Source organism: Sporosarcina sp. P33, assembly GCF_002077155.1.
Lineage (GTDB): Bacteria > Bacillota > Bacilli > Bacillales_A > Planococcaceae > Sporosarcina.
In genome coordinates this window covers 2364068-2385231 of the sequence record NZ_CP015027.1, presented here as the reverse complement: position 1 = coordinate 2385231, position 21164 = coordinate 2364068, and the positions used below count along the sequence as shown (strand labels likewise).

Annotated in this window: 13 protein-coding genes and 1 pseudogene; 1 reads left to right on the top strand and 13 read right to left on the bottom strand. The window is 45.0% G+C overall.

Annotation, left to right across the window (positions count from 1 at the left end; genetic code table 11):
• Window positions 1-4: 4 nt before the first annotated feature.
• From SporoP33_RS11850 to SporoP33_RS11795, 11 genes and pseudogenes are all read right to left on the bottom strand, one after another.
• Window positions 5-517 (bottom strand): ribbon-helix-helix domain-containing protein, encoded by a 513-nt coding sequence (locus tag SporoP33_RS11850; protein ID WP_081243900.1) that lies wholly within the window; start codon window positions 515-517, stop codon window positions 5-7.
• A 545-nt stretch (window positions 518-1062) separates the two neighbouring features.
• Window positions 1063-1392, bottom strand: a complete 330-nt coding sequence (locus SporoP33_RS11840; RefSeq protein WP_081243898.1) for a hypothetical protein — start codon at window positions 1390-1392, stop codon at window positions 1063-1065.
• A pseudogene (locus SporoP33_RS16355) lies at window positions 1392-1529 on the bottom strand (JAB domain-containing protein); the annotation flags it as partial. The gene SporoP33_RS11840 and the pseudogene SporoP33_RS16355, both read right to left, overlap by 1 nt.
• A gap of 250 nt (window positions 1530-1779) precedes the next feature.
• Window positions 1780-2673, bottom strand: a complete 894-nt coding sequence (locus SporoP33_RS11830; RefSeq protein WP_081243896.1) for a hypothetical protein — start codon at window positions 2671-2673, stop codon at window positions 1780-1782.
• 155 nt (window positions 2674-2828) lie between these two features.
• Window positions 2829-4427 carry a hypothetical protein gene (locus tag SporoP33_RS11825; RefSeq protein WP_081243895.1) on the bottom strand — a complete coding sequence of 533 codons (1599 nt, stop codon included), beginning with the start codon at window positions 4425-4427 and terminating at the stop codon, window positions 2829-2831.
• A 712-nt stretch (window positions 4428-5139) separates the two neighbouring features.
• Window positions 5140-7377: a hypothetical protein gene (locus SporoP33_RS11820; RefSeq protein ID WP_081243894.1), complete on the bottom strand. Its 2238-nt coding sequence runs from the start codon at window positions 7375-7377 to the stop codon at window positions 5140-5142.
• 92 nt (window positions 7378-7469) lie between these two features.
• Window positions 7470-10706 carry an S-layer homology domain-containing protein gene (locus tag SporoP33_RS11815; protein WP_081243893.1) on the bottom strand — a complete coding sequence of 1079 codons (3237 nt, stop codon included), beginning with the start codon at window positions 10704-10706 and terminating at the stop codon, window positions 7470-7472.
• 503 nt (window positions 10707-11209) lie between these two features.
• Window positions 11210-11920 (bottom strand): WecB/TagA/CpsF family glycosyltransferase, encoded by a 711-nt coding sequence (locus SporoP33_RS11810; protein ID WP_081243892.1) that lies wholly within the window; start codon window positions 11918-11920, stop codon window positions 11210-11212.
• Window positions 11917-13209, bottom strand: coding sequence for a nucleotide sugar dehydrogenase (locus tag SporoP33_RS11805; RefSeq protein ID WP_081243891.1), 1293 nt, complete (start codon window positions 13207-13209; stop codon window positions 11917-11919). The genes SporoP33_RS11810 and SporoP33_RS11805 overlap by 4 nt, the downstream gene beginning before the upstream one ends.
• 531 nt (window positions 13210-13740) lie before the next feature.
• Window positions 13741-14916: a S41 family peptidase gene (locus SporoP33_RS11800; protein WP_081243890.1), complete on the bottom strand. Its 1176-nt coding sequence runs from the start codon at window positions 14914-14916 to the stop codon at window positions 13741-13743.
• 88 nt (window positions 14917-15004) lie between these two features.
• Entirely contained in the window at window positions 15005-16207 is a 1203-nt protein-coding gene (locus SporoP33_RS11795; RefSeq protein ID WP_081243889.1) for a CAP and S-layer homology domain-containing protein, read from the bottom strand.
• Between the two features lie 350 nt (window positions 16208-16557).
• Here SporoP33_RS11795 and SporoP33_RS16075 point away from each other — a divergent pair, with 350 nt between their 5' ends.
• Window positions 16558-16920 carry a hypothetical protein gene (locus SporoP33_RS16075; protein WP_155961353.1) on the top strand — a complete coding sequence of 121 codons (363 nt, stop codon included), beginning with the start codon at window positions 16558-16560 and terminating at the stop codon, window positions 16918-16920.
• A gap of 73 nt (window positions 16921-16993) precedes the next feature.
• Here SporoP33_RS16075 and SporoP33_RS11785 read toward each other — a convergent pair whose 3' ends face one another.
• Both SporoP33_RS11785 and SporoP33_RS11780 read right to left on the bottom strand, forming a co-directional pair.
• Window positions 16994-17947 (bottom strand): nuclease-related domain-containing protein, encoded by a 954-nt coding sequence (locus tag SporoP33_RS11785; RefSeq protein ID WP_196796779.1) that lies wholly within the window; start codon window positions 17945-17947, stop codon window positions 16994-16996.
• Between the two features lie 1346 nt (window positions 17948-19293).
• Window positions 19294-21162 carry a hypothetical protein gene (locus SporoP33_RS11780; protein ID WP_081243886.1) on the bottom strand — a complete coding sequence of 623 codons (1869 nt, stop codon included), beginning with the start codon at window positions 21160-21162 and terminating at the stop codon, window positions 19294-19296.
• Window positions 21163-21164: the final 2 nt, after the last annotated feature.

Genomic DNA, 21164 nt, shown 5'->3' with positions numbered 1-21164 from the left:
CTGCTTACAAATTATATTTCTCAAAGTATTCTTCAAGAGCCTTGTTAAGGGTTTCTGTAATAGGTATTCCGTAATCTTCCCTCACTTCTTTCAATTTCTTGTGGTTTTTCGTTGAGAAGTAGGTTGTCATTCGTTTGTGGGTGTCCTCAAACTTCTCCTTCTTTTTGAGTGTTGGCTTCGTGGTGTTTGGCTGTGTTATTTGCGGCAGCTGTGCCTGTTTTTTGGTCGTGTAGACTGCTTTTCCATCGCTTTCTGACTGTGACGATCCACCTTCCGCAAGTCCTTCTAGTTTGGCTCTCTGTGGCGCAGAAGATTTTTGTGGTGCTGGAGCTTGCTTTAGAGTTGCTTCTGATTGCATCGTTGCTTTGTTTGGTGTTTCTTCCCCTTTCTTTTCAGGCATTTGCTCTCGGACTCTTCGCAAAGCTTCCTGACCTCTCTTCTCATTTTCTGTTAGTTCTCGTTTTGTTGTTGGTGCTTGTCCTTTCTGTCTCTTTATTACCCTTCGTGTTGTAGTCATTTTCTTTCTCCTCACATTTACATTTTTAAGTACATTTTCGTAAACATGTACGTTTACGTGTACGTAATGTATTGTTCGGAGTTATTTTTTCTGAAAGGGAACTTTACCTGTTATTGTGTAAAAAACACTTAGTATCGACTTCTTTTTCAATGACCACGCTTGTCTTACTTTGTTTTCATCTAGGATTCGATAGTGGTTTGTAACAATGTTCTTCTGTAGCTTCCAACCGCAATGTTTATCAATGGTTTTCCACCAGAATTCACCTCCCAGTGTTTTCGTAGGTATATTTGGCATTAACAAATTACTTCATCTCCTTTTTAAATCTTATATTCCTTTTTTAAAGGTGTATTTCAATCATTTGGTGAACGAATCATCACTTTTTTCAACTTTCCTGGTTTAAACGTATTTTACGAGGTTTCACGACATACTTATAGGAATGCAGTGTAAGAATTTTTCCGAATCCCATGGTAATCATTACTTCTGCCAAAACGATGAAACGTTTTTTACTTATGCCGTAAAATCCAGGTAAAATATGCCGTGAATTGTCATGATTTTTCTTTTGGAAGCGGTAGCGTTTTCCGAAACACTAACTCACCATTTTTCGTAATAACCTGCAAGCACCATTCCGGGGTATCAGGGTAGAATGCAATTGCGCCCACCCACTCATTCGACATTTCATCATCATAAATCATTAGCTCATACAGTAAACTTTCAGGTAACTCAAGAAAAACTTCTGTTGGTACAAAGAAGTCCTCTACTTCATCCAGTCCCAGTTCTGTAGCTTCTGCTGATGTTTTGTGTACTTTTATCGTAACCCTAAACTCCTTTTGTAAAATCTCTTGAAACCAATTAATCTCCCTTCCTATGATTCTCATTACATATACCCCCGTTCTTTGAGAGAGACAAAACTGTCCTCGCCGACCACCAAATGATCCAGTAGCTCCACGCCTAGGATGCTGCCTGCTTCTGCAAGTCGTTTGGTCACTTCAATGTCCTCCGGACTTGGTTCTGGCCTACACGCTTTGCCGGAACATACTTCTCCTCCTTGACCATTGACCACTCCAACTGTTTCGCTTTCAAACCATACATCTTCTTCATCTACAATCCCTCCAATTGAAATAGCCCTACCTCCGTCATGGGAAGTAAGGCTTTGGTTGTTATTTCAGTATAATAATATAGAATTGTAAAGGGAGCAGAAACGGATAGAGTAGAAAACAAAAGAAGAACCAACCCAAAGGTCAGTCCTTCCACCAATCAGTAAATCATCGAATTTGAATCGACATGCCTTCCAGCTGATTAAAATTCAATGCGGTAGCAACTCCGCTCGCCATACTTTTCACCGCATCCTGTTCTTCTGCCGCACTTAGTTTGGCATCCAATTGATGAATCAGGCGGTCGAGTGAAGCTAACCCTTTCCACTTTCTTTTCTCAATCAATTGCTCAGCAACCATCTGCTTTCGTTCTGAAGACAGGCGAAAGTAGTTGGACAGTGGCAGAGCCTCCAACTGATCCTGCAATGCTTGTACATCATCTATTTCAGCCAAACCATCAACTTGTTGTTCCAGTTTCGTAACTTCTTTTTGAATAGAAGCAACGGATACATCTTCAGCGAACTTTGCAACTAAATGTTGAACTACTTGCTCCCGTCCTGCTTTGCCTAGATTGATAAAGCCCTCACCTGCTTGCTCGATGGCAAACTCCATTACTCGGTCATACTCACTAAGTGAAGGTGACTCTACTTCTGCAGGGAGAGCAGCAGCAAGTCTATCCAATTCTGTCAGTAATTCAGACTTTAATGGACAGGTTTGGACAGAGCTTAAAGCTGTACGCAAACGCTCCGTTTCTGCAACAGTCAAAACTGAAGGCAATGACTTCTTCACATCATATAATCGCTTCAACCAATCAATGCGTAGCTGTACTTCCTCCTTAGCTTCTATCGCAACTACAAGATCAAGAGATTTATCCTCAATTTCGTTCAGTTCGTCTTCATGTAATTCTGTACTGGTCTCCAACTGCATGAGACGATGGTTTAGTTCTTGATACATCGGTGTTTCATCTTTTGCGTCTTTTGCTGTATAAAATAACCCTTTTAACTCCGGCATCTCAGCAGAATGTGGCAAAGCAATGCTGCCAGGAAGGGCGGAAGTATTAAACATATCAGTTCCTCCTATGAACATACCTTTCTTCTATTATAAAGGATGAATGTCCAAATAAAAAGAAAGAACCAACCCGAGGGCTAGTCCTTTCTAGTTATCTACTCTACACTTTAAAATGTTTTAAGTGGATAAGGATTCTTGAATTATTATTCCCCTTAAGGTGCTGGTACTGCTGATACAGTAAATGTGTAGTTTACTGTCCCCAATGGTTTTAAGGAATCTTTGTTAGCATGCTTCAAATCTTTTGTAACACGAGCTGACTCATACATTGTTACAGTGATTTTGTAGGAACCATCAGTAGCATCAGATTTCAAAGTACCAGTGATGTCAATTGCTGCTGTTGCACCATTCGTGAAATTTACACCAGCGATGTTTGAGTGAATACCGTAGTAAAGTGTTCCAACCTCATTCCAAGGAGATGCAGAATACAGTTTAGTTCCCGTGTGACCTGCATTTCCAAAGTCAGCTCCAGTACGCCCAGTGCTTGCTTGAGAGTAATCTTGGATATTTGCACTGCCCTGCGTTTGTAAGGCAAATGTATCGAAGACTGTGTTAAATTCTACTGGAGTATTATCTTTCGTTAATTCGATTGTATAGAATGCTCCATCCGTTGTATAACTGAATCCTTGAGCATTACTTGAAGCCCACTCTTGACCAGCAAAGTGTACACCCTCAGTTCCTTTTGCTCCTATTTTCGAATTAGCAGTTACATTAAATGTATTTACTCCTTCAAAATTAAATACACCGCCACCAGATAAAGTTGCAGAAACTGGAGCAAGGAAATCGTTGGCTGCATCAAGCATAGCAACAAACTCTTCTCCGATTTGTGTATCCTGTACGCCTGCTGTTCTTGCTGCATCTGTTGCTGTGTTTGCAGCATGTACAGCTGATTTATATTCATCAGAGTATATGTCTTGAACCTCAGCAATCTTATTGATAGCTGTCTGAGCTGCATAAATCAGCAGGTCTTCTTTTGCAGCTTGAACTTTGCCATTTTGTACTTCGATACGGGAAGTTAATTCTTGTTTAGCCACACCATCTGCTACTGCTGACACTTTAATTTCCGCTGTAGCTCTAAGGGAATTAGTGTTGGCGATTTCTTCTAATGTAGTAATCGGTGCATCTTCATAAGCTTTTACAGCTGTCTTGGCTGCTTCCAAGGCAATAACTGCTGGATCAGTAGTATTGTTATTGTCGCCAACTGTGCCTTCACCTTTAACATCTACCGGAGCAGTTCCAGTAACCAAGTTAGTTGTCGCGCCTGCATTATTCACCAACTCAACAGAAGCCTGAGCATCAACCTTTTCAATTGTTCCGTTGTTTGTAATCGTGACTTCGCCAACTGCTTCCGGAGCCACTGTAATAGTCGCCACTGTTTTACCTGGAGCCACTGTTAGCTTGATGCCATCAGGATCATTTACAACTAGCTTGTTGCCATTAGCTTTCTCATTCCAAGTTCCGAATGCAACATTGTTGATATTAATGTTGCCTGTCACTGTAAGCTCATTATTAACAGTTGCCTGTGGTGCCTCAACTGTTAGATTGCCATCAATGCTACCATTCTTCAAGTTGATAGTACCTTTGGCTGGCGTATTAATTGTTACGTTACCAGTAATCTTCTTGCCATTAAGATCAAGATTGACTAATTTGTTGATAACAATATTTTTTGTGATATTACCTTTAAGTGATACCGTATCCCCATTCTTCGCAGCTTTCAAATCCGCTTCGAACTGTTGGGCATTCGTTGTTGGCAATGTTCCACCATTCCGTGTCTATCCAGCCAAGGATTTCGACCGGTCTACACCGTACGTGCGGCTTTCACCGCATACGGCGTTCCATCGATAGAATTTCTACCGACTGGGTTCCTTCGCTCCCGCCAGTTTTCTCCTCTCCATATGTTGCCATACAGATACAAACGGCTGACGATCGACACTACTATGAACCCGCTGACTTCCCTGATGCCTCTCTGGAATTACTCTTCCTACTCATCAGGAACCTCAAACGTTCCATACCTGCCATCCCTATTTTTGATGACCGTAGGCCTCCACTATGCAACATAAGAAGAATCGGTTTAATAGCCTGAATTGTTCCGGTTCCTGCTCTGCTATTCCAAGCAGACAGATGGCTGACCAGCCGAAGGTTTTTTGTAGATCAGACATTACCTCATGCAGCTTTAATTCATGGATTCATTGCTTGACCATAGTCATCTTTTAAGGAGCCCCGCATACGACTTGCACGTATTACGACTTCACCTGGCTTCATGCTTCATGGCGAGTAAACCATTTGGCATGCAGGAGGATCAGGCTCTATGTATATTAGGCTATTACATAGGTCGGGGAATTCTCCCGACATTTGACAGCATATAGTTAAAGAAAACTCCTCATACCAAAGCGATATGAGGAGGTATTCTTCACTCATTTCATCTACTATTTTCATAGATTTATAGAGTAACGTTTCGCAATTTTATTATTCGACGATTGTTTTGATTTCAGTGACAGTTGAGAATCCAGCTTTTCCGTCAGCTTTAAGAGCTGTCAAAGCGTTAAGAACCGCTTCAGCTTTTTCTACTTGAGCTGCCGCATCAAGCTTAGCAAAGTCAGGTAGAAGTGAATCTTCTCCTGCAAGAGCGACTTGTACTCCTGCAATCGTTGATTCATCGTTAACATCATTAAGGAATGCAGTTCTTACCGCAATTGCCCCTGTTTCAGGAGTAGTAATGGAAGCAAGAGCTACATCTTTGTTTGCAAACTTTTTATCATCTTCAGCATTACGCTTAGCCAATACAATCTCAGCTACTTCAAGTTTTGCTGTCGAAGATAGGTTAGTGAAAGCAGTTGCACCATCTGCTGCTTCCAGAGCGATTAAGGCAGTGCTCATTTCAGAAGCAGTAGAAGCGGAGTTTACAGCTGCCAGACGAGCATCAGCATCTTTAGCCAGGTTAACTTTATTTACTAATGTTTGTACCGCCGCTGCATCTATTTCAACAACTGGATCTGCTGCTGTATATGTTGCTAGAACTTCTGCTTTATAAGCTTCAGAATAAGCAGGTTTAACTTCTGCCGTAACTGTCTCTTTATCTAAAGCTTTATATTGTGCTAATAATGATACAACATCAGTTGCTGCAGTTTTAGTGCTTACTTTATTAAGGTTTTCAAGAACTTTTTCTTTTGCTGTATCTACCGCTGTATTATTGGCATCAGTAACGATTTTCTGAATATCTTTACGTTGATTTTTAGCTCCAACTTCAGCTTTAGCAATTGCATTTCTGTAAGCTGTTAGGTTAGCATCTTCAACTGTATCAATATCAAATTCGCTTACCAATCCTGCTTCAGAATACTTCTCAACAAGTTCAGTTTCAAGCTTGTCTAGGTTAACCAATGCAGTTTTCAATGCAGAGTTCGTTTTAGCTTGATCTACTGCGATTAACGCATCTTCAAGGCTTAAAAGATCTAATGAATATTCTTTCAGACCGGCAAAATCAGAATCTTCATCTGCAGCAAACTCTGGAATCCAATTAGTTACTAGTGTTCTTGCCTCAGCAACTTTTTTGCTGTCTAATGACAAGTTTGCATCTGCAACTTTTGGAGCAACTTTAGCAACGTTTGTATTATAAACAGCTTCTTGGATAACATCAAAGTCTCCAGCTACATCTGCTGGTTCTGATGATGCTTCGAAAGCTAAAAGGTCAGCATTCCCAGCAGTCTCAGCTGTCGGTTCTCCACCTTCTCCTTCAACTTCAGGATTAGCATAGTTTACAATCCAAGTTGGATTCACAAGATCGAAGTTATCTTGTAGTGCTTTCAACAATTGAGCTTGTGTTTTAGCATCTGCAACCGCTTTTACAGCTGCTTCTTTATCAGCTTCTGTCGCTGTATCTTCGTCTACTTTTGTGATTGCTTTTTGAACTGCCTCAAGGGATGCAGTTGCACCATCTTCTTGAAGTGCAGCTAGATACTCAACAATTCTTGTTTCGTCAGCGTATGTAATACCTGCTGCGTCAAGAGCTGCTTGGAGTTCAATTTGGTTACCTTTTGTTACTGCATCAACGATATCAGCCAATTGGTTGATAGCATCAAAACTATATTCTTTACCATTTACAGTCCATACGCCAGTAAACTTGTGGTCAGCTTTAAATGGTGTTGTAAATGCAAATTCAGCTGATGTTTCGCCTTCAGCCAATAGTTTTGCTTCAGTTGGTACAACATTTCCTTCGCCGTCTTTGACAACCACGTTAGCGTCTTCGATAGCTTCTGTTACTTCTGGGAATGTTACCTCAACACCAGTAAAGGTAATCGCACTTACTGATTCAACAGAAAGTTCTGGAGCAACTACATCACCAATAACTATATCGTTGCCATCTTTCCCTACATACGAACCTTCAGGAATGATTTTTTCTGGCTCATTTTTAAATCCATTTTCATTTGCAGCACTGATAAAGTCAGAAGCATTTGCTTGTGCTAATGTAGCAGTTCCTATTCCTTCTGTGTAAATGAATACCTGATCAGTAGAATTCTCATCAAAAAGCTTACCAATCTTTTGTGTTGATAAATCCCCCAGTTGCTCTACTGTGAAAAATTCATTTGTAGCAGAAAAGTACACGCCCTCTTTAACTGGAGTAGCTGCAGACGCTACACTGCTTATCGGTGCAATAATTGCTGAAGAAGCCAATGCTGCTATTAACAACTTTGAAGTGCTTTTTTTCATTATAGTTTTTCCCTCCATTGCTATATTTAAGGACATCTGAGATTCATATATATGAATCTCAGATGTTTAATCAATAACTGATAATCAGTTAATTAGTATTTAAACTCAATAGCCTTTGAAGCAAGTTCTTTACCAGTAGCATCATATGCTTTTAATGTAGCTTTAGCTGCTTTTGCAGAAGAAGTAATATATTCGAAGCTACGGTTTTCTTTATTATAAGTTACATTCAACTCATCTGTAGATGAACCTGATTCTGCAGTTAAGACGATTTTCACACTATTTACATCGCCAACAGTAGTAGCGATAGTACCTGCAATATTGTAGTCAGCCAAAACTGGTAGAGTAGCATTTACTTTTGCAGTTTGTGATGTAAGAACAAAGTCCTCAGCTGGAGTTGCTTCTTCTAGTTTAGCAATTTTAGCTTCAGCAGCTTCAAGAGCAGCTACTGTAGCAGGAGTTACTAAACCTTTTTGTGCTGTAGTCAATGCATCGTATGCAGCACGTGCAGCTTCTACGGCAGCTTTATCAGCAATTTTAAGGTCTCCAACAGCAGGAAGTGCAGTCACTTTTGCAGTTGCAGCATCAGCGGCAGCTTTATCAGCAGCGTTTGTTGTAGCTGTATCAGTAGGACCTGCTTTAGTAGTATCTTGCTCAATGATATAGAACGAAGTTGTGCTTCCTTTTACTTCGCGAGTGACAGTAACTTCACCTTTTTTCAACTCTTTGATGAAGTCATCAGCAGTTGCGATTGGTGTATTACCAAGACCTTTGTATTCGTAAGTTACATCTTTTTCACCAGCATATTTAACTGCATCTTTTCCGCTGAAAGTAAGTTCTTTCTTTTCGGAGTTGAAAGATACAACATCGCCAGTGTAAAGATCAGATACCGCTCTTGTAGCTGTGAATGAAGCAGTAGCTTCTTTCGCAGTGAACGCATAATCCTTACCGTCTGTATCAACAGCAATTCCAGTAGCTACTACGCGTACTGAAGTGTTTTTATCCATAGTTGGTGCTACTTTAAGATCTGTATTGCCTGTTTCCTTAGTAACTGTATAGCTACGGTTAGGAGAAACGACTTGACCTTCAACTGTCACATCGTTAGCACCTGTATTAAATACAGTATAGGATGCCTTCTTAACAGAAGTGGATGCAACTTTTTTGTTTGATTGGTTAACTAGTTCTGCTTTAAACGTTGCAGTTTCGCTACCTTTGAATTCTTTTGTTTCTTTACCAGCAGCGTTGTAAACTTTCAATGCTGCGCCGTCTAGGTATGCAGCCTGGAAGTAAGAGATTTGACCAATTGCATATGGCTCGCCTTGATCAAAGTTACCTTCCACAGCGTTTGGATTGTTTACATCGATCCAAGCGATTGGAGTTGCATAGTCATTCACTTTATCAGAACCGATAACGAATGTCGCTTGACCTTTGCTGTCTGTTTTCACAGAGATTTTTTTAGCTTTGTCTCCAGTGAAGTATTGTTGTGTACCATCGCTGCTAACTTCAATGAATTTAGCATCTGTGTTAGTAGAGATTACACGGTCTAAGTCTTCATTGAATGCAACGTTAACGATTTCGTTCACTGCAATGTTGCCGTCTTTGTTTTTAACAGTCAACGTGTACTTACGGCCATTAGTTCCGCCAGTTGCTGCAACATCACCGTTGTCGCGAACCATTTCAAGAGTATACTCTGCTTGGTTAGCTGAGAACGTTACTTTTGAAGCTGTTGCTTGTAAATCAGATGCATCATATTTGTAATCTTTAGTTGTTGGAGTATTGTTAGCAACAAATACTACAGGAGTTACTGATGTATTTTTACCGGAAACAGTGAATGTAGCTTCACCTTTTGAGTCTGTAGTGATTTGTGCAGCTTTAGTAACTGTACCGTTTGACAATTGAGCAACTTCAACGCCGTTAACTGTAGCGTCTTTCAATTGATCAGGTGTTACTTCGATGTTTTCTTTGAATGAAACATTCAAAGTTTGGTTTGCTACTGGCTTACCAGTTGTAGCATCCTTATGAGTTACTTTGTATGTTTTATTAGCGCCATTGCTGATTGTTGATCCAGCAGTTACGTCTTCTACTCCTAGGATTGTGTCAACGCCCCAGAATACATAACCGATGCTGCGTACTGTTGGTGCACCTGTTGGGTATGCTGTTACTTGATCTTGACCTGCGGAGTATTGAGTGTAAGAGAATGTCGCAATTCCATCTTCGTTAGTCATTACTTCGAAGACTTGGTCTTTGTTAGTTGTGCCGATAGTGTTAGCTTTCACGTTGAAAGTAACAGGGATGCCAGCTTTTTTCACGCCAGTGTCAGCTGAAAGGATAACCTGTTGTCCAGTTTTACCTTGTACTGATTGGTTAGTGATTTTGATAGAAGTTGGAACTGTAGCTTCGATGCCAGTGAATGTACCGATTGCTTTGCCGTCCAATTTCACTGTGTACTTTTCTCCGCCCTTTTGAACAGCAGTTGTCAATACAACAGTTTTGTTATCAGTTTGCTTAACTGCTGCGTTAGAAACAGTTAAACCGTCGATAGAGAATTTCAAAGAGTCAATGTTTTTCACTTCGTCTTTGAATGTAACTTCAACTGTTGTAGCATTGATGCCTTTAACAGTTGCAACTCCAGGAGCTACTACTCCGCCGCCAACTTTATCGAAGTCTACTAGAGTAGTCTTGTAAAGGAATGAAGCGAATTGTCCGCGAGTTGTTGTGTTTTTAGGGTTGAATTCTGGTGCAGCTGGGTTTGTGATGTCGAAGAAGTCTAGAACGTCGATTGCAGGACGAGCTTCAGCTTTTGCTTTGCCTAGGTCTGTAACGTCTTTCTTGAAATCTTGATCTTTCACGTATGATACTAGGTCAACGTCATGTACGCGGTCGAATGCACGAACAAGAACGATTGCCATGTTTTCACGAGTGATATCACTTGATGGGTCAAGTGAACCATCTGGTTTACCAACGAATACACCGTTGTCGTAAACTAGTGCAGACATTTTTAGAAGCTCATCGTTAGATGTAGTCTTCAAGTCTGAGAAGCGTGGCTTTGTTTTGTAGTCTGCAGGTACTTTATACCCTTCAGATACTAACCATTTACCCATTAACTTTACTACGTCAGAACGTGTAAGTGTTTTGTTAGGTTTGAATGATCCGTCTTCGTAACCTGAGATAACACCTGCATCAGATAGAGCATTGATTGCCTCTTCGTGTGTGTTTCCCTTTGTGTCGTTAAAAGTTGCAGCGAATGCTACTGGTGCTACTGCAGATGCTACTAGTGCAGCTGATGCAGCCCCTACTACAAACTTGCGATATTTCGTTGGTTGGTTAGCCATTGAATAATTTCCTCCTCTAAGGTATCTCTTTGTTTTTGCCAGTAACTACCTATGTATGAAAGTAGTAGGCATTACACATTAAAGTATAGATAAGAACGTGCTGAAAGTCAATTGAATCTTGGAATATTTACTAGTCTAATAGCATAGAACGACAAAATATTTTTGCCGCATCTTCTATTGTAGCGAAAGATTAATATAATACAAGTATTTTCCATACCGTTTAAAAAATAGAGTATTTTGTGCATGCAAGGAATTTTTGCAAACAAAAAGGCTAGAACAGATGGGAACTGTTCTAGCCTTTTTGTTTGCGGTCAACCAACCGTAACGCTTTGCACGAGCTGTGCTATATTCTAAGAGAAAATTATCCTTACACTTCCGTATTCTATCACCAAGTTAGCTAGATTACAAGATAGTTATACTTGGGTGATTAGGAAAAGTTGTTATTTTCTGTTAGTTATCTGAATTTACTTATGGATTCTCGGTCACTGTCTGATTCTATTTCGTCATTTCCTGCGGTACACTTCTACTAGAAACTTTGGTAGATTCATCTGCCGTTTAATGCGGCTTGGTTCGAGCAGCAATCGATACAGCCATTCTGCTCCAGCTTTTTGAAACGCAGCCGGTGCCCGTTTAATATTTCCCGCCAATACATCGAATGATCCGCCTACTCCCTGGAATAGAATCGGATGCAGTTCGTTGCGGTATTCTTCAATCCACTGTTCTTGCTTCGGCGAACCCATAGCAACGAACAGAATATCCGGCTGTGCTTCGTTGATCGTATCAAGTACCACTTGTACATCTTTTTCGTACCCGTGCTGCACGCCTGCGATTTGTAGATCCGGATACAGCTCCTGCAATTTCGCAGCTGCCGCTTCCGCAACACCAGGTTTAGCGCCGTAGAGGAAAATTCGTTTTCCTCTGACGGCTGCTTCCTGTACGACCCGGTCCATCATGTCGATGCCGGTGACGCGAGAGCGAATCTGGCCTTTTTTCAGCTTGGATGCCAGAATGACGCCAATGCCATCCGGGATTTGAAATTCTGCCCGGTTGAGCAATGCTTTCAGTTCGGGATCTTCTTTTGCTTTCATCAGCTTTTCAGGATTGATTGCTACGATCAGTGATTTCTTTCCTTCTTCTATATTCGCAAAGACTTTCGGAATGAGTTCATCGTAGTTTTCCGTATTCACCGAGACGCCTAGTATTTCTTCTTTCATTGATAAAGCTGCCCCTCTTTTTTGCCGTCTCCCAATTTGAAGAAGCGATATTCTTCCTGTTCCCATTTATCTGCGTTCAGTGCGTTTTTCGTATCCAGCACAATCGGCCGCGGCTGTTTCGTCTGCAAGTTTGCCGGGTTCAGTTGTTTGAATTCGTCGTGATCCGTTGTTAATAGAAGAAGATCTGCTGATGCCGTTGCTTCTTCAAGCGTTGCCACTTGTGTCGGGTGCTGCAGTTCTTTGATATGCGGATCAAAGGATACTACTTCTAATCCGAGTTCTTGCAGGGATTCTACTACTTTTGTAGCCGGGCTTTCGCGCATGTCGTCGACGTTGCCTTTGAACGCCAGTCCGAGAACCGCCACTTTGCCGTTTTCAACACCGTATTCCTGCAGCAGACGCTGTGCGCGCTTCGCTGTATACATCGGCATACCGTCATTTGTCAGACGGGATTTTTTGATGATGTCCGCTTTTTCCGGCGCCAGTTCCACTAAGAACCATGGATCAACTGCGATACAGTGACCGCCGACGCCAGGGCCCGGTGTATGGATATTGACGCGCGGATGGAAGTTTGCAAACTTGATGGCTTCCCAAATATCCACATCAATGCCTTCTGCGATTTTCGCAAGTTCATTGGCAAATGCAATGTTGACGTCGCGGTACGTGTTTTCCATCACTTTGACAAGTTCCGCAGTCGTAGCGTCCGTCAGATGGATCGTTCCTTGTACGAAAGCCTGGTAAAGGTCCTTTGTCATTTCTGCCGACTTCGCGTTGATGCCGCCTACGATGCGGTCGTTGTTGACGAGTTCTTCAAAGATTTTGCCTGGGATAACGCGCTCCGGTGAATGAGAAACGAATAGCTCCTCCCCGATGATCAAGTCTGTTTTGCGCAGTTCGGGCAGCATGATATTTTCGACTGTCTTTGGAGGAACAGTGGATTCCAGAATAACGAGTGCGCCTTTTTTGACATATGGCACGATCGATGCTGTGGCCGCACGGATGAACTCCAGATTTGCTGTGTTATCCGGGTTGATCGGTGACGGTACGGCGATGATGTAGACGTCTGCTTCCACCGGTGCAGTGGACGCCTGGAAGTGCCCTTCGTCTACTGCCTGCTCCAATCGTTCCTGGAGACCGTTTTCTTCTATATGTAGTTGTTTATTGTTGATGAGTTGTACGACGCGTTCGTTACGGTCGACGCCGTGTACTTGCAGGCCGCTGTTCGCGAACATGACGGCGGTTGGAAGGCCGATGTAACCAAGGCCTACTACGCATAATTTCTTTTTCATAGTGTATGATACCTTCGCTTTCTAATTTGGGTGCCGTCGCTGCCTGGTAAGGCTAGACGGTGGGTTGGGTATTGGATCTGCACTGCAGGCGGACGCTTTCCGCGGGCACGGCTTCAATCTCCTCGTCACTGCGTTCCTGCGGGGCTTTCAGCTCGTGCTGTTCCCGCAGGAGTCGCCGCCTTCCGTTCCGATCCTACTTATAGTGTAGTGGCAGATGGTGACTACCGTTTCGTTTTGTTGGGATTTTACGTTCAAGAGATTTGATTCCAACAAGTTTTAGTTCAAAGTAAAAGGATGAATTTCTTCATCCTTTTAGAAATTTAATTCAAGAAGAGCAAGCCAGTTGATCGTAAGTGGAAGGCGGCGACTCCCGATGGATCAGCCCGACAGGCGAGACAACCAAAGGGAGCTTGCGACCTGGTTGGCTCACCGCGGGCCCATGGGAAAGCGTCCGCCTGGAACGTCGTTCAACGTTGCCGTCCCGTTTACTCCATCTTCCCATTATACCAACATCTCTTCATTACAACCAGTTTATTTAGCTTGTGTCTGTACTGTATAAGGTGTGTACGTACCCTGGACTACTTTCAGCCCGTTGGCTCCTGTTATGCCCGGGTGGACGACGAGCATGTATTCTGCCCCGAGTGCCATTGGTCTGGCTGGCTGAATGGTCATAGTTTTGTCGTCGATTGCTTTTTTCACCGTTTGTATAGAGACGCTGCCGAATTTAATAAGTTCCATCTTGTTGAATTCTTTTGCCGGTTCGAAGTTCATTTTTTGTGTAAATTCGACGTTGAAGACTTTGGACTGCGGTACGCCGGATGGTCCTTTGATCGGTTTATAGCCTTTTGCGGCCAGGTCAGCTATGATGAGGCGTTTGTGCATGCCTGCCTGCTCTGTGCCCGGCTTCATTTTAATATTCGGCTCGACGCCTTTGTGCTGGACAGGTGTCCCTTTTGGTCCTGTGTAGTGACCGGTCGTCAGCTTCAGCGCGCCGCCGTTTTCTAATTCAAATAATGACTGGACGCTTCCTTTGCCTTTCGTTCTCTCCCCTACTATGTTCGCCGCTGTCTGATCTTTGAGGCTGACTGCAACAATTTCAGACGCCGATGCAGAATAGCGGTTGACGAGTACATACGTGTTTGCCGGGAATTTATTTTTCGCAGGGATAGCTTTCGCTGACTGTGTGCCCATGCGTGTCTGCAATTTATAGGCTTCTTTCGCTTTTGGGAAGAAGCCAAGCAATTGCTCTGCACTTTCCACGTAGCCGCCGCCGTTAAAGCGCAAATCAAGGATCAGTTTCTCCGCTCCCTGATTTTTCAGGCGTGCCCAGTGCGTGTTGACGTCTTCCAGCAAATGCGCAGAGAACGTTTTGATTTTCATATAACCGACATTACCGTACATCATATTGGACTGAACATTATCTTGATTATACGGCGCGGCCACACTCGCAACTTGCGCAGGAGCTTTGGCGCTCGCGTATTGATTGAGATAGTCGTTGTATTCCGCCGGTGACATATAGACCGAGTATTCGTCAAGCTCCCGGACGATTTCCGTGACGTTTCTCGCGCTGTGAAGATTGGCGGGCTGTTCGCCGTAATAATACAGTTCGACAATTTCTTTCACTTCGTCGAGCGTCGAAGCTTCAGTGGCAGGCGTCAGGCACAGCCAGGCCAAAACAGCCGCTGCTGCAAATAAAGTTTGTTTCATGGCGCTTCCTCCTTTATTTCGGTATAAGGATTGGTATGTATCTTCTCATTATACCCTTATACACAGACGATTAAGCGGACAGGATGCACTATTTTTTCGAATACAATGTGACCCAATAGATTTTACCGTCTTTATCTGGCGCGGTTCCTGCACCCATATGCGTAAATTTCGAACTTAACAGATTTTCCTTATGTGACGGAGATCCAAGCCACGCGTTCGTGATTTCGAGCGCATCATCAAAGCCCGCCCCAATATTCTCCCCAAATGAAATCCACTTGTATTCGAATGTATCGAACATTTCCTGCACCGTGCCGTATGTCGGCGTCGTGTGTGACAATTCCCCAAGCTTCGCCATGTCTTCTGCCCTCATGCCGGCCATCCGGTTAAGTGCCGGATCTGCCTGCAGGCCGGATATGTTGGCATCCTTGCGCTTAGCGTTGACTGCGATGATTGCCTGTGCCGCGAGTGACGGCTGTTCCGGTTCTGGCTTAGGCGGCTCTGGTTTTGGTTTTGGCGGCGTTGGTTTAGGTGGCTCCGGTTTCGGCTTCGGAGGAACAGGCTTCGGTGCCTCAGGTTTGGGCTTGATTAAATTTTTATCCTGATCGACATATCCCACCTTCTTTTTATCATACGTAATCAGACCTTTTTTGCGATTGTTGTCGAATTCTATCGTCCGATACAAAAACGCCGCCAGCTGCCCGCGTGTGACGGGATCATTCATATTGAATTTTCCGCCCGGGCGCGTTGTGGTGATGTTCAGTTCAGCAATTGTGATGATGTATTTGTAGTAGCCGCTGCTTTTATTGACGTCGTCAAAGATAATAAAGTCGTTGTCGTCCGTAATAATGTTGTAGCCAATGACTAGCAATTTGGCCATCTGCCCCCGGGTTAATGGTTTATTCGGATTAAATTTCTTTTGATTGGCAAATAGACCGCGCTGTGTCAGTGCCCGGATATGATCATAGGACCCGTTATCCGGTGTGACGTCCGTAAAATCCATGCGATAGGCATGACTCGGCTCCGCACCGATGGCAAGCGCTATCATTTTCGCCGCCTGCGCGCGCGTAACAGGTTTATTCAGGCGATATGTATTGTCCGCATACCCTTTAATAATCTCGTTGGCCGCTAAATACATGACCGCATCGTAGGCATAATGCTTTTCAGGAACGTCCTTGAAATTGACAGGCTTCGCGGCCTCCACCGGCGCAGCAACAGAACCAGTTGCTGCCGACGCCGCGACTGCAATGGCAGTAGTACTTAAGAATAATTTCTTCTTGCGGGATAGATTCATATAAACGTCCTCCTTTTCCTATGAGTATACTGGATTACTATGATATTTTGATAGGGTTTTTGGCATATTTGATAGAGTTATTGGATTTTTTGTTGAATTGAGGTGAGGATAGATGATTTTTAGGAAATTTTGTTTAGGCAGATAGGCTGTGGGATTGAGCGGTTGGATGTGGGCTATGAGCGGTTGATGGGGCGTATAGAGCGGTGAAGTGAGGTCTATGAGCGCATGAAGAGTGAGTATGAGCGGGCAGGACGTTGCATAGAGCGCTTTGGCACGGGGTATGAGCGCTGGCGTGTCTTTTAGATCCGTGGAGCGTGGCGTATGCGCGGTAGAACTAGGTCTATGAGCGCTTGGCGAGTCTCATAGAGCGGTGGAACAAGGCCTATGAGCACTTGAAGAGTGACTATGAGCGGATAGGACGCTGTGTAGAGCGCTTCGACCTTGGGTATGAGCGCTTGCTGGGGCGCATAGAGCGGCGGAGCGCGGCGTATGAGCGCTTGACTAGTCTCATTGAGCGGTGGAACAAGGCCTATGAGCGCTTGAAGAGCAGCTATGAGCGGATAGGGCGCTGCATAGAGCGCTTCGACATGGGGTATGAGCGCTTGTTGGGGCGCATAGAGCGGCGGAGCCGAAGGTATGAGCGCATGAGGAGCGATTATGAGCGGATAGACATTGGCATTGAGCAAATAAGGGAGCTTGAAACAAAAATTTAACCGGTGTAAGTGAATAGCATGATAATGTGACAAGCGCATGGGATGCCCGTGCGCTTGTTTGATTGTAAGAGATTTAAAAAGACAAACCGTGAGGTTGGAGGAGGAGTTTTGGGGAGAGGTGGTAGACGGCGTTGCGTTTTTTGCCGCAAAGTTCAGTAAAAGGGTTGGCCAGCATTCGCTTTGCTGCGTGGCGTGAGCCGATGTCGGTGAACTGGCGGAAGTTTTGATTGGTCAGTTGGGGACCGCTTATGCAGTACCATTCGGAAAGCGCATTGATGTGCGCCGCCTTATCATGATGACCGCATGCTCTGCAACGCCAGCTTTTTGACCGCCACTGCATCGTTAATTGCTGGCAGTGGGTGCACGTCACCCCCGAGGCTATGTCCCGTACGGCCAGCGAGTATTTCTCTATCAAAGGCAACGGATCGTATTCGCGGTGCGCACGTGTGATTTCATTTGCCAGGCGCTTGATTTGATCAGCTGTCAATAGAGTTTCTTTCATTTCGAGGGATCTGAGTCTGTTTGGAATTTCGTAAGAGAATGCGAGCCGGTGGGATGATGTGTTTTGGATGGTAAGTTCATTTTGATAGGCAAAGACGATGTAGTCCATGAGGGGTATTTCGATGTTTCGTTCGCGCAGCCAATCCGTGAAGTAATGTTTTTTGCGTTCCATTTCTTCGATAGGACTTTTCAAAACGGTGCGCTCCCCGCTGCCAGATTCCCGGATGAATTGTGTGGGGTTTTGTTTGATTTGCAGTCTGCCTGCGATGTTTTTGATTTCAAAGAGAATGATCGTGCTTGGTGTGATGATGACGGAGTCGATTTGAAAGTAGGCGTGCCCATGTTTCAGGAAGATATCGTGGAGAACTGCGTGCGGATAGGCTGGGATGAAATCTCGTAATTGGTAATCGAATTCCCTCTCCCCTCCGAAGCCGGCTTTGCCGTTGTAGAGATCGTTGCGAACTTTTTCGTATTTTTCATGATTGATCGGCAGTCGTTTCAGCAATGCATCTTGGCCAATGATCAATTTCGGGATGCTGCGTGTTTTGTAGAGTATGATTTTTCCCTCCTTGTAGTGGATGTGTTCTGAGTTTATTGTAGCAAGCTGGAAGGTTATTGGGAAGTTTTAGGAGGGAATTCATTTTTGGGACGGATTTCGGGCGTGAAATTGGATTTTGCAGTTGATTTTAAGGGAGGAATTTGATTTTCAGGGGTTGTCGGGGTGGATTTTGTGGTGGTTTTATAGAAAATGCGTCTTTTGGCTTACTGCAGAGGGATGGCGATTGAGCGGTTGCCGAAGAGTTAAGAGCGGATAGGCGGGGTGATTGAGCGCTTGCGGAGGGTCAATGAGCGCGTGGACAGCAGCTATGATCGCTTGACGGGATCTATGAGCGGTTGAGCAGCAAGTATGAGCGCTCGGGCGGGAAAGGTTGGCTGGACCCACTGAAATACGGGGATTGAGCGGTTGCCGAAGAAGTATGAGCGGATAGACGGAATTATTGATCGCTTGCGGAGGGTCAATGAGCGCGTGGACAGCAGCTATGATCGCTTGACGGGATCAATGAGCGGTTAAGCAGCAAGTATGAGCGCTCCGGCGGGAGAAGTTAGCTGGACCCACTAAAATACGGGGATTGAGCGGTTACCGACGAGTTATGAGCGGATAGGCGGGGTGATTGAGCGCTTGCGGAGGGTCAATGAGCGCGTGGACAGCAGCTATGATCGCTTGACGGGATCAATGAGCGGTTAAGCAGCAAGTATGAGCGCTCCGGCGGAAGAGGCTGGATGGACCCTCTGAAATACGGGGATTGAGCGGTTGGCGAAGGAGTATGATCGGATAGACGGAATGATTGAGCGCTTGCGGAGGGTGAATGAGCGCGTAGACAACAGGTATGAGCGCTTGACGGGATCTATGAGCGGTTGAGCAGCAAGTATGAGCGCTCGGGCGGGAAAGGTTGGCTGGACCCACTGAAATACGGGGATTGAGCGGTTGCCGAAGAAGTATGAGCGGATAGGCCGAGTGATTGAGCGCTTGCGGAGGGTGAATGAGCGCGTGGACAGCAGCTATGATCGCTTGACGGGATCTATGAGCGGTTGAGCAGCAAGTATGAGCGCTCGGGCGGGAAAGGTTGGCTGGAACCACTGAAATACGGGGATTGAGCGGTTACCAACGAGTTATGAGCGGATAGGCGGAGTGATTGATCGCTTGCGGGGAGCGAATGAGCGCGTAGACACTAGGTATGATCGCTTGACGGGATCTAAGAGCGGTTAAGCAGCAAGTATGAGCGCACCGCTCCGCCCCCTCACACCCGCTCGCCCACCGCCACGCCGGCACCCCAATCCGCCAAAACAAAAAAACTGCCCGAGGGCAGTTTTTTATTGTTTGATCAGATAGCGGACGTAGGTTCTCCAAGGTGTGGTTTTCCATTGTTCCCATTCCGGCAGATATAGCGGAAGCGGGTGGAAGATTTGTTGGTGTTCCAGGCTACTGTCAAGATCTTCGTTATGCAGTGCGACCATTCCCGGTTCGGCTCCGCTCGTTATGACGGATCGGTCGAGTGAGGTGAATGGTGCTGTGACGGTTGTTTGGATCGCCCGGCCGTTGTTGTCGAGTGTCCAAATTTTTGCGTCATCTTGGTATTTGTCTGTGAGCCAGTTTGTCTTGACGCTGACTGCCTGGTTCGCTTCATTTGTTTGAATGAAGGTGTTGACGTTCGTGCCGAATGGCAAGTCCATTTGCTCGTCGTATGGTGCGACGCGTACTTCGTAATAAGCCAATGGATTGTCTTTTTGCGTGTTGCCGTGTGATTTGTATGCTTCTAGCCACTCGTCTTCTTTTGCAGGCACTTTAGATACGGATACGACGACGCCGTTGATGGTGGAGATATCATTCGGGTAATCCGGTGCGATGCGCTCTTGGATTTCCGCGAGTTTCTTCTCCTGTTTCGTCAGCTCCGGATCGCCTTCTGGTGTCTCACCGGTTTCGGGGTCCGTAATCGTTCCGTCCGGATTAGTGACCGTGCCGTCAGGGTTGCTTGTGCTTCCGTCAGGATATGTGACCGTTCCGTCTTCATTCGTGACTGTGCCGTCGGAATTTGTTGTTCCGTCAGTGTCGTTTGAATTCGGTGTGTCTCCATTACTTGGCGGTGTTCCCTGTGCGGGAGCAGTTGTATCTGAGTCCTTATCGTTTGAACTGTCGATGCTAGCGTCCGGTGAAGATGCCGGTGCTTCCGGTTTATCTTGCGTGCCGTCCGGATTGCCGGATGTGCCGTCGAAGTTTTCTTCAGGACTGGTTGTGCTGTCGTTTGATTTCACAGCTGGCGGTTCTGAACCGTCAATTTCTGTTTTTGGATCATCGTACGGCACGCCGTCTGCAGATGCAGTCAGTGATGCGACCGATTTGCCTTTTGCACTGCCGACACCGTCTTCGGTTTCTTCCGGTTCTTGATTCGGATCGACTTTCGGTGTAAATGGTGTATGAATCGATTCGTGCTGGATCGTTACCGGCGCGCCCGTTTCAATCGTCGGCCATTCATTGTCGAGAACGTAAGTGACAATCGTCTGGTCATTGCTGTAAATATCAATAGAAGGTGACTCGCTGTCGCGTTTGATCGCCACGACATAGCCGCTGACCGGGCTTGTCAGTGCGGATTCATTCGGCAGTTCTGCGAGTTGCGCTTCTACCGTGGCAGTTTTCTTCTGCACTTCCGCGAGGTCACGCTCGGCTTCCGCAATGGCCTGCGCAAACGTTCCGTCTCCCGTGACATCGATGCCGACGTTCAAGTTGACACGGACTTTTTTCTCGTCGTTCGTGTCATAGTAGTCACTGTCATTGCGTGAACCGCCTGATCTCGTCTGTTCATACTTCAAATTACTGATTGTTTGCGAGATGGATGACGACTGGTCCTGCAGCGCGCTCAGTTCTGAGTTTAATTTACTGCGCTGCGAATCAATCTGATCCACTTTTAATGAAGCAAGCTCCGTTCCGAAATCTACCGCGTCCCCTTCCTGAACGAGCCAGGATTCAATCGTCTGGTCATCTTTCAGGTAGATGGTGTGCAGATCTTTTGGCGAAATGAAGCCTTCTTTGTCGAGTTCTTTCTTGTAATCTTCCGCAGCCAGCCGTTCATATTCGCTGACGTACTGGGCTTTTGGAATGACACTTTTTTCAGCAAACACCAAATACGTGTTCAATGCAAGAAACGCTGTCACGAGGACCGTCACGATGAGATTTTGAATTTTCATCT

Coding starts and splice junctions, on each gene's coding strand:
- SporoP33_RS11800 (WP_081243890.1), bottom strand. CDS start 14,916: ATGAAACAAACTTTATTTGCAGCAGCGGCTGTTTTGGCCTGGCTGTGC.
- SporoP33_RS11840 (WP_081243898.1), bottom strand. CDS start 1,392: ATGAGAATCATAGGAAGGGAGATTAATTGGTTTCAAGAGATTTTACAA.
- SporoP33_RS11815 (WP_081243893.1), bottom strand. CDS start 10,706: ATGGCTAACCAACCAACGAAATATCGCAAGTTTGTAGTAGGGGCTGCA.
- SporoP33_RS11780 (WP_081243886.1), bottom strand. CDS start 21,162: ATGAAAATTCAAAATCTCATCGTGACGGTCCTCGTGACAGCGTTTCTT.
- SporoP33_RS11850 (WP_081243900.1), bottom strand. CDS start 517: ATGACTACAACACGAAGGGTAATAAAGAGACAGAAAGGACAAGCACCA.
- SporoP33_RS11795 (WP_081243889.1), bottom strand. CDS start 16,207: ATGAATCTATCCCGCAAGAAGAAATTATTCTTAAGTACTACTGCCATT.
- SporoP33_RS11810 (WP_081243892.1), bottom strand. CDS start 11,920: ATGAAAGAAGAAATACTAGGCGTCTCGGTGAATACGGAAAACTACGAT.
- SporoP33_RS11830 (WP_081243896.1), bottom strand. CDS start 2,673: ATGTTTAATACTTCCGCCCTTCCTGGCAGCATTGCTTTGCCACATTCT.
- SporoP33_RS11805 (WP_081243891.1), bottom strand. CDS start 13,209: ATGAAAAAGAAATTATGCGTAGTAGGCCTTGGTTACATCGGCCTTCCA.
- SporoP33_RS11820 (WP_081243894.1), bottom strand. CDS start 7,377: ATGAAAAAAAGCACTTCAAAGTTGTTAATAGCAGCATTGGCTTCTTCA.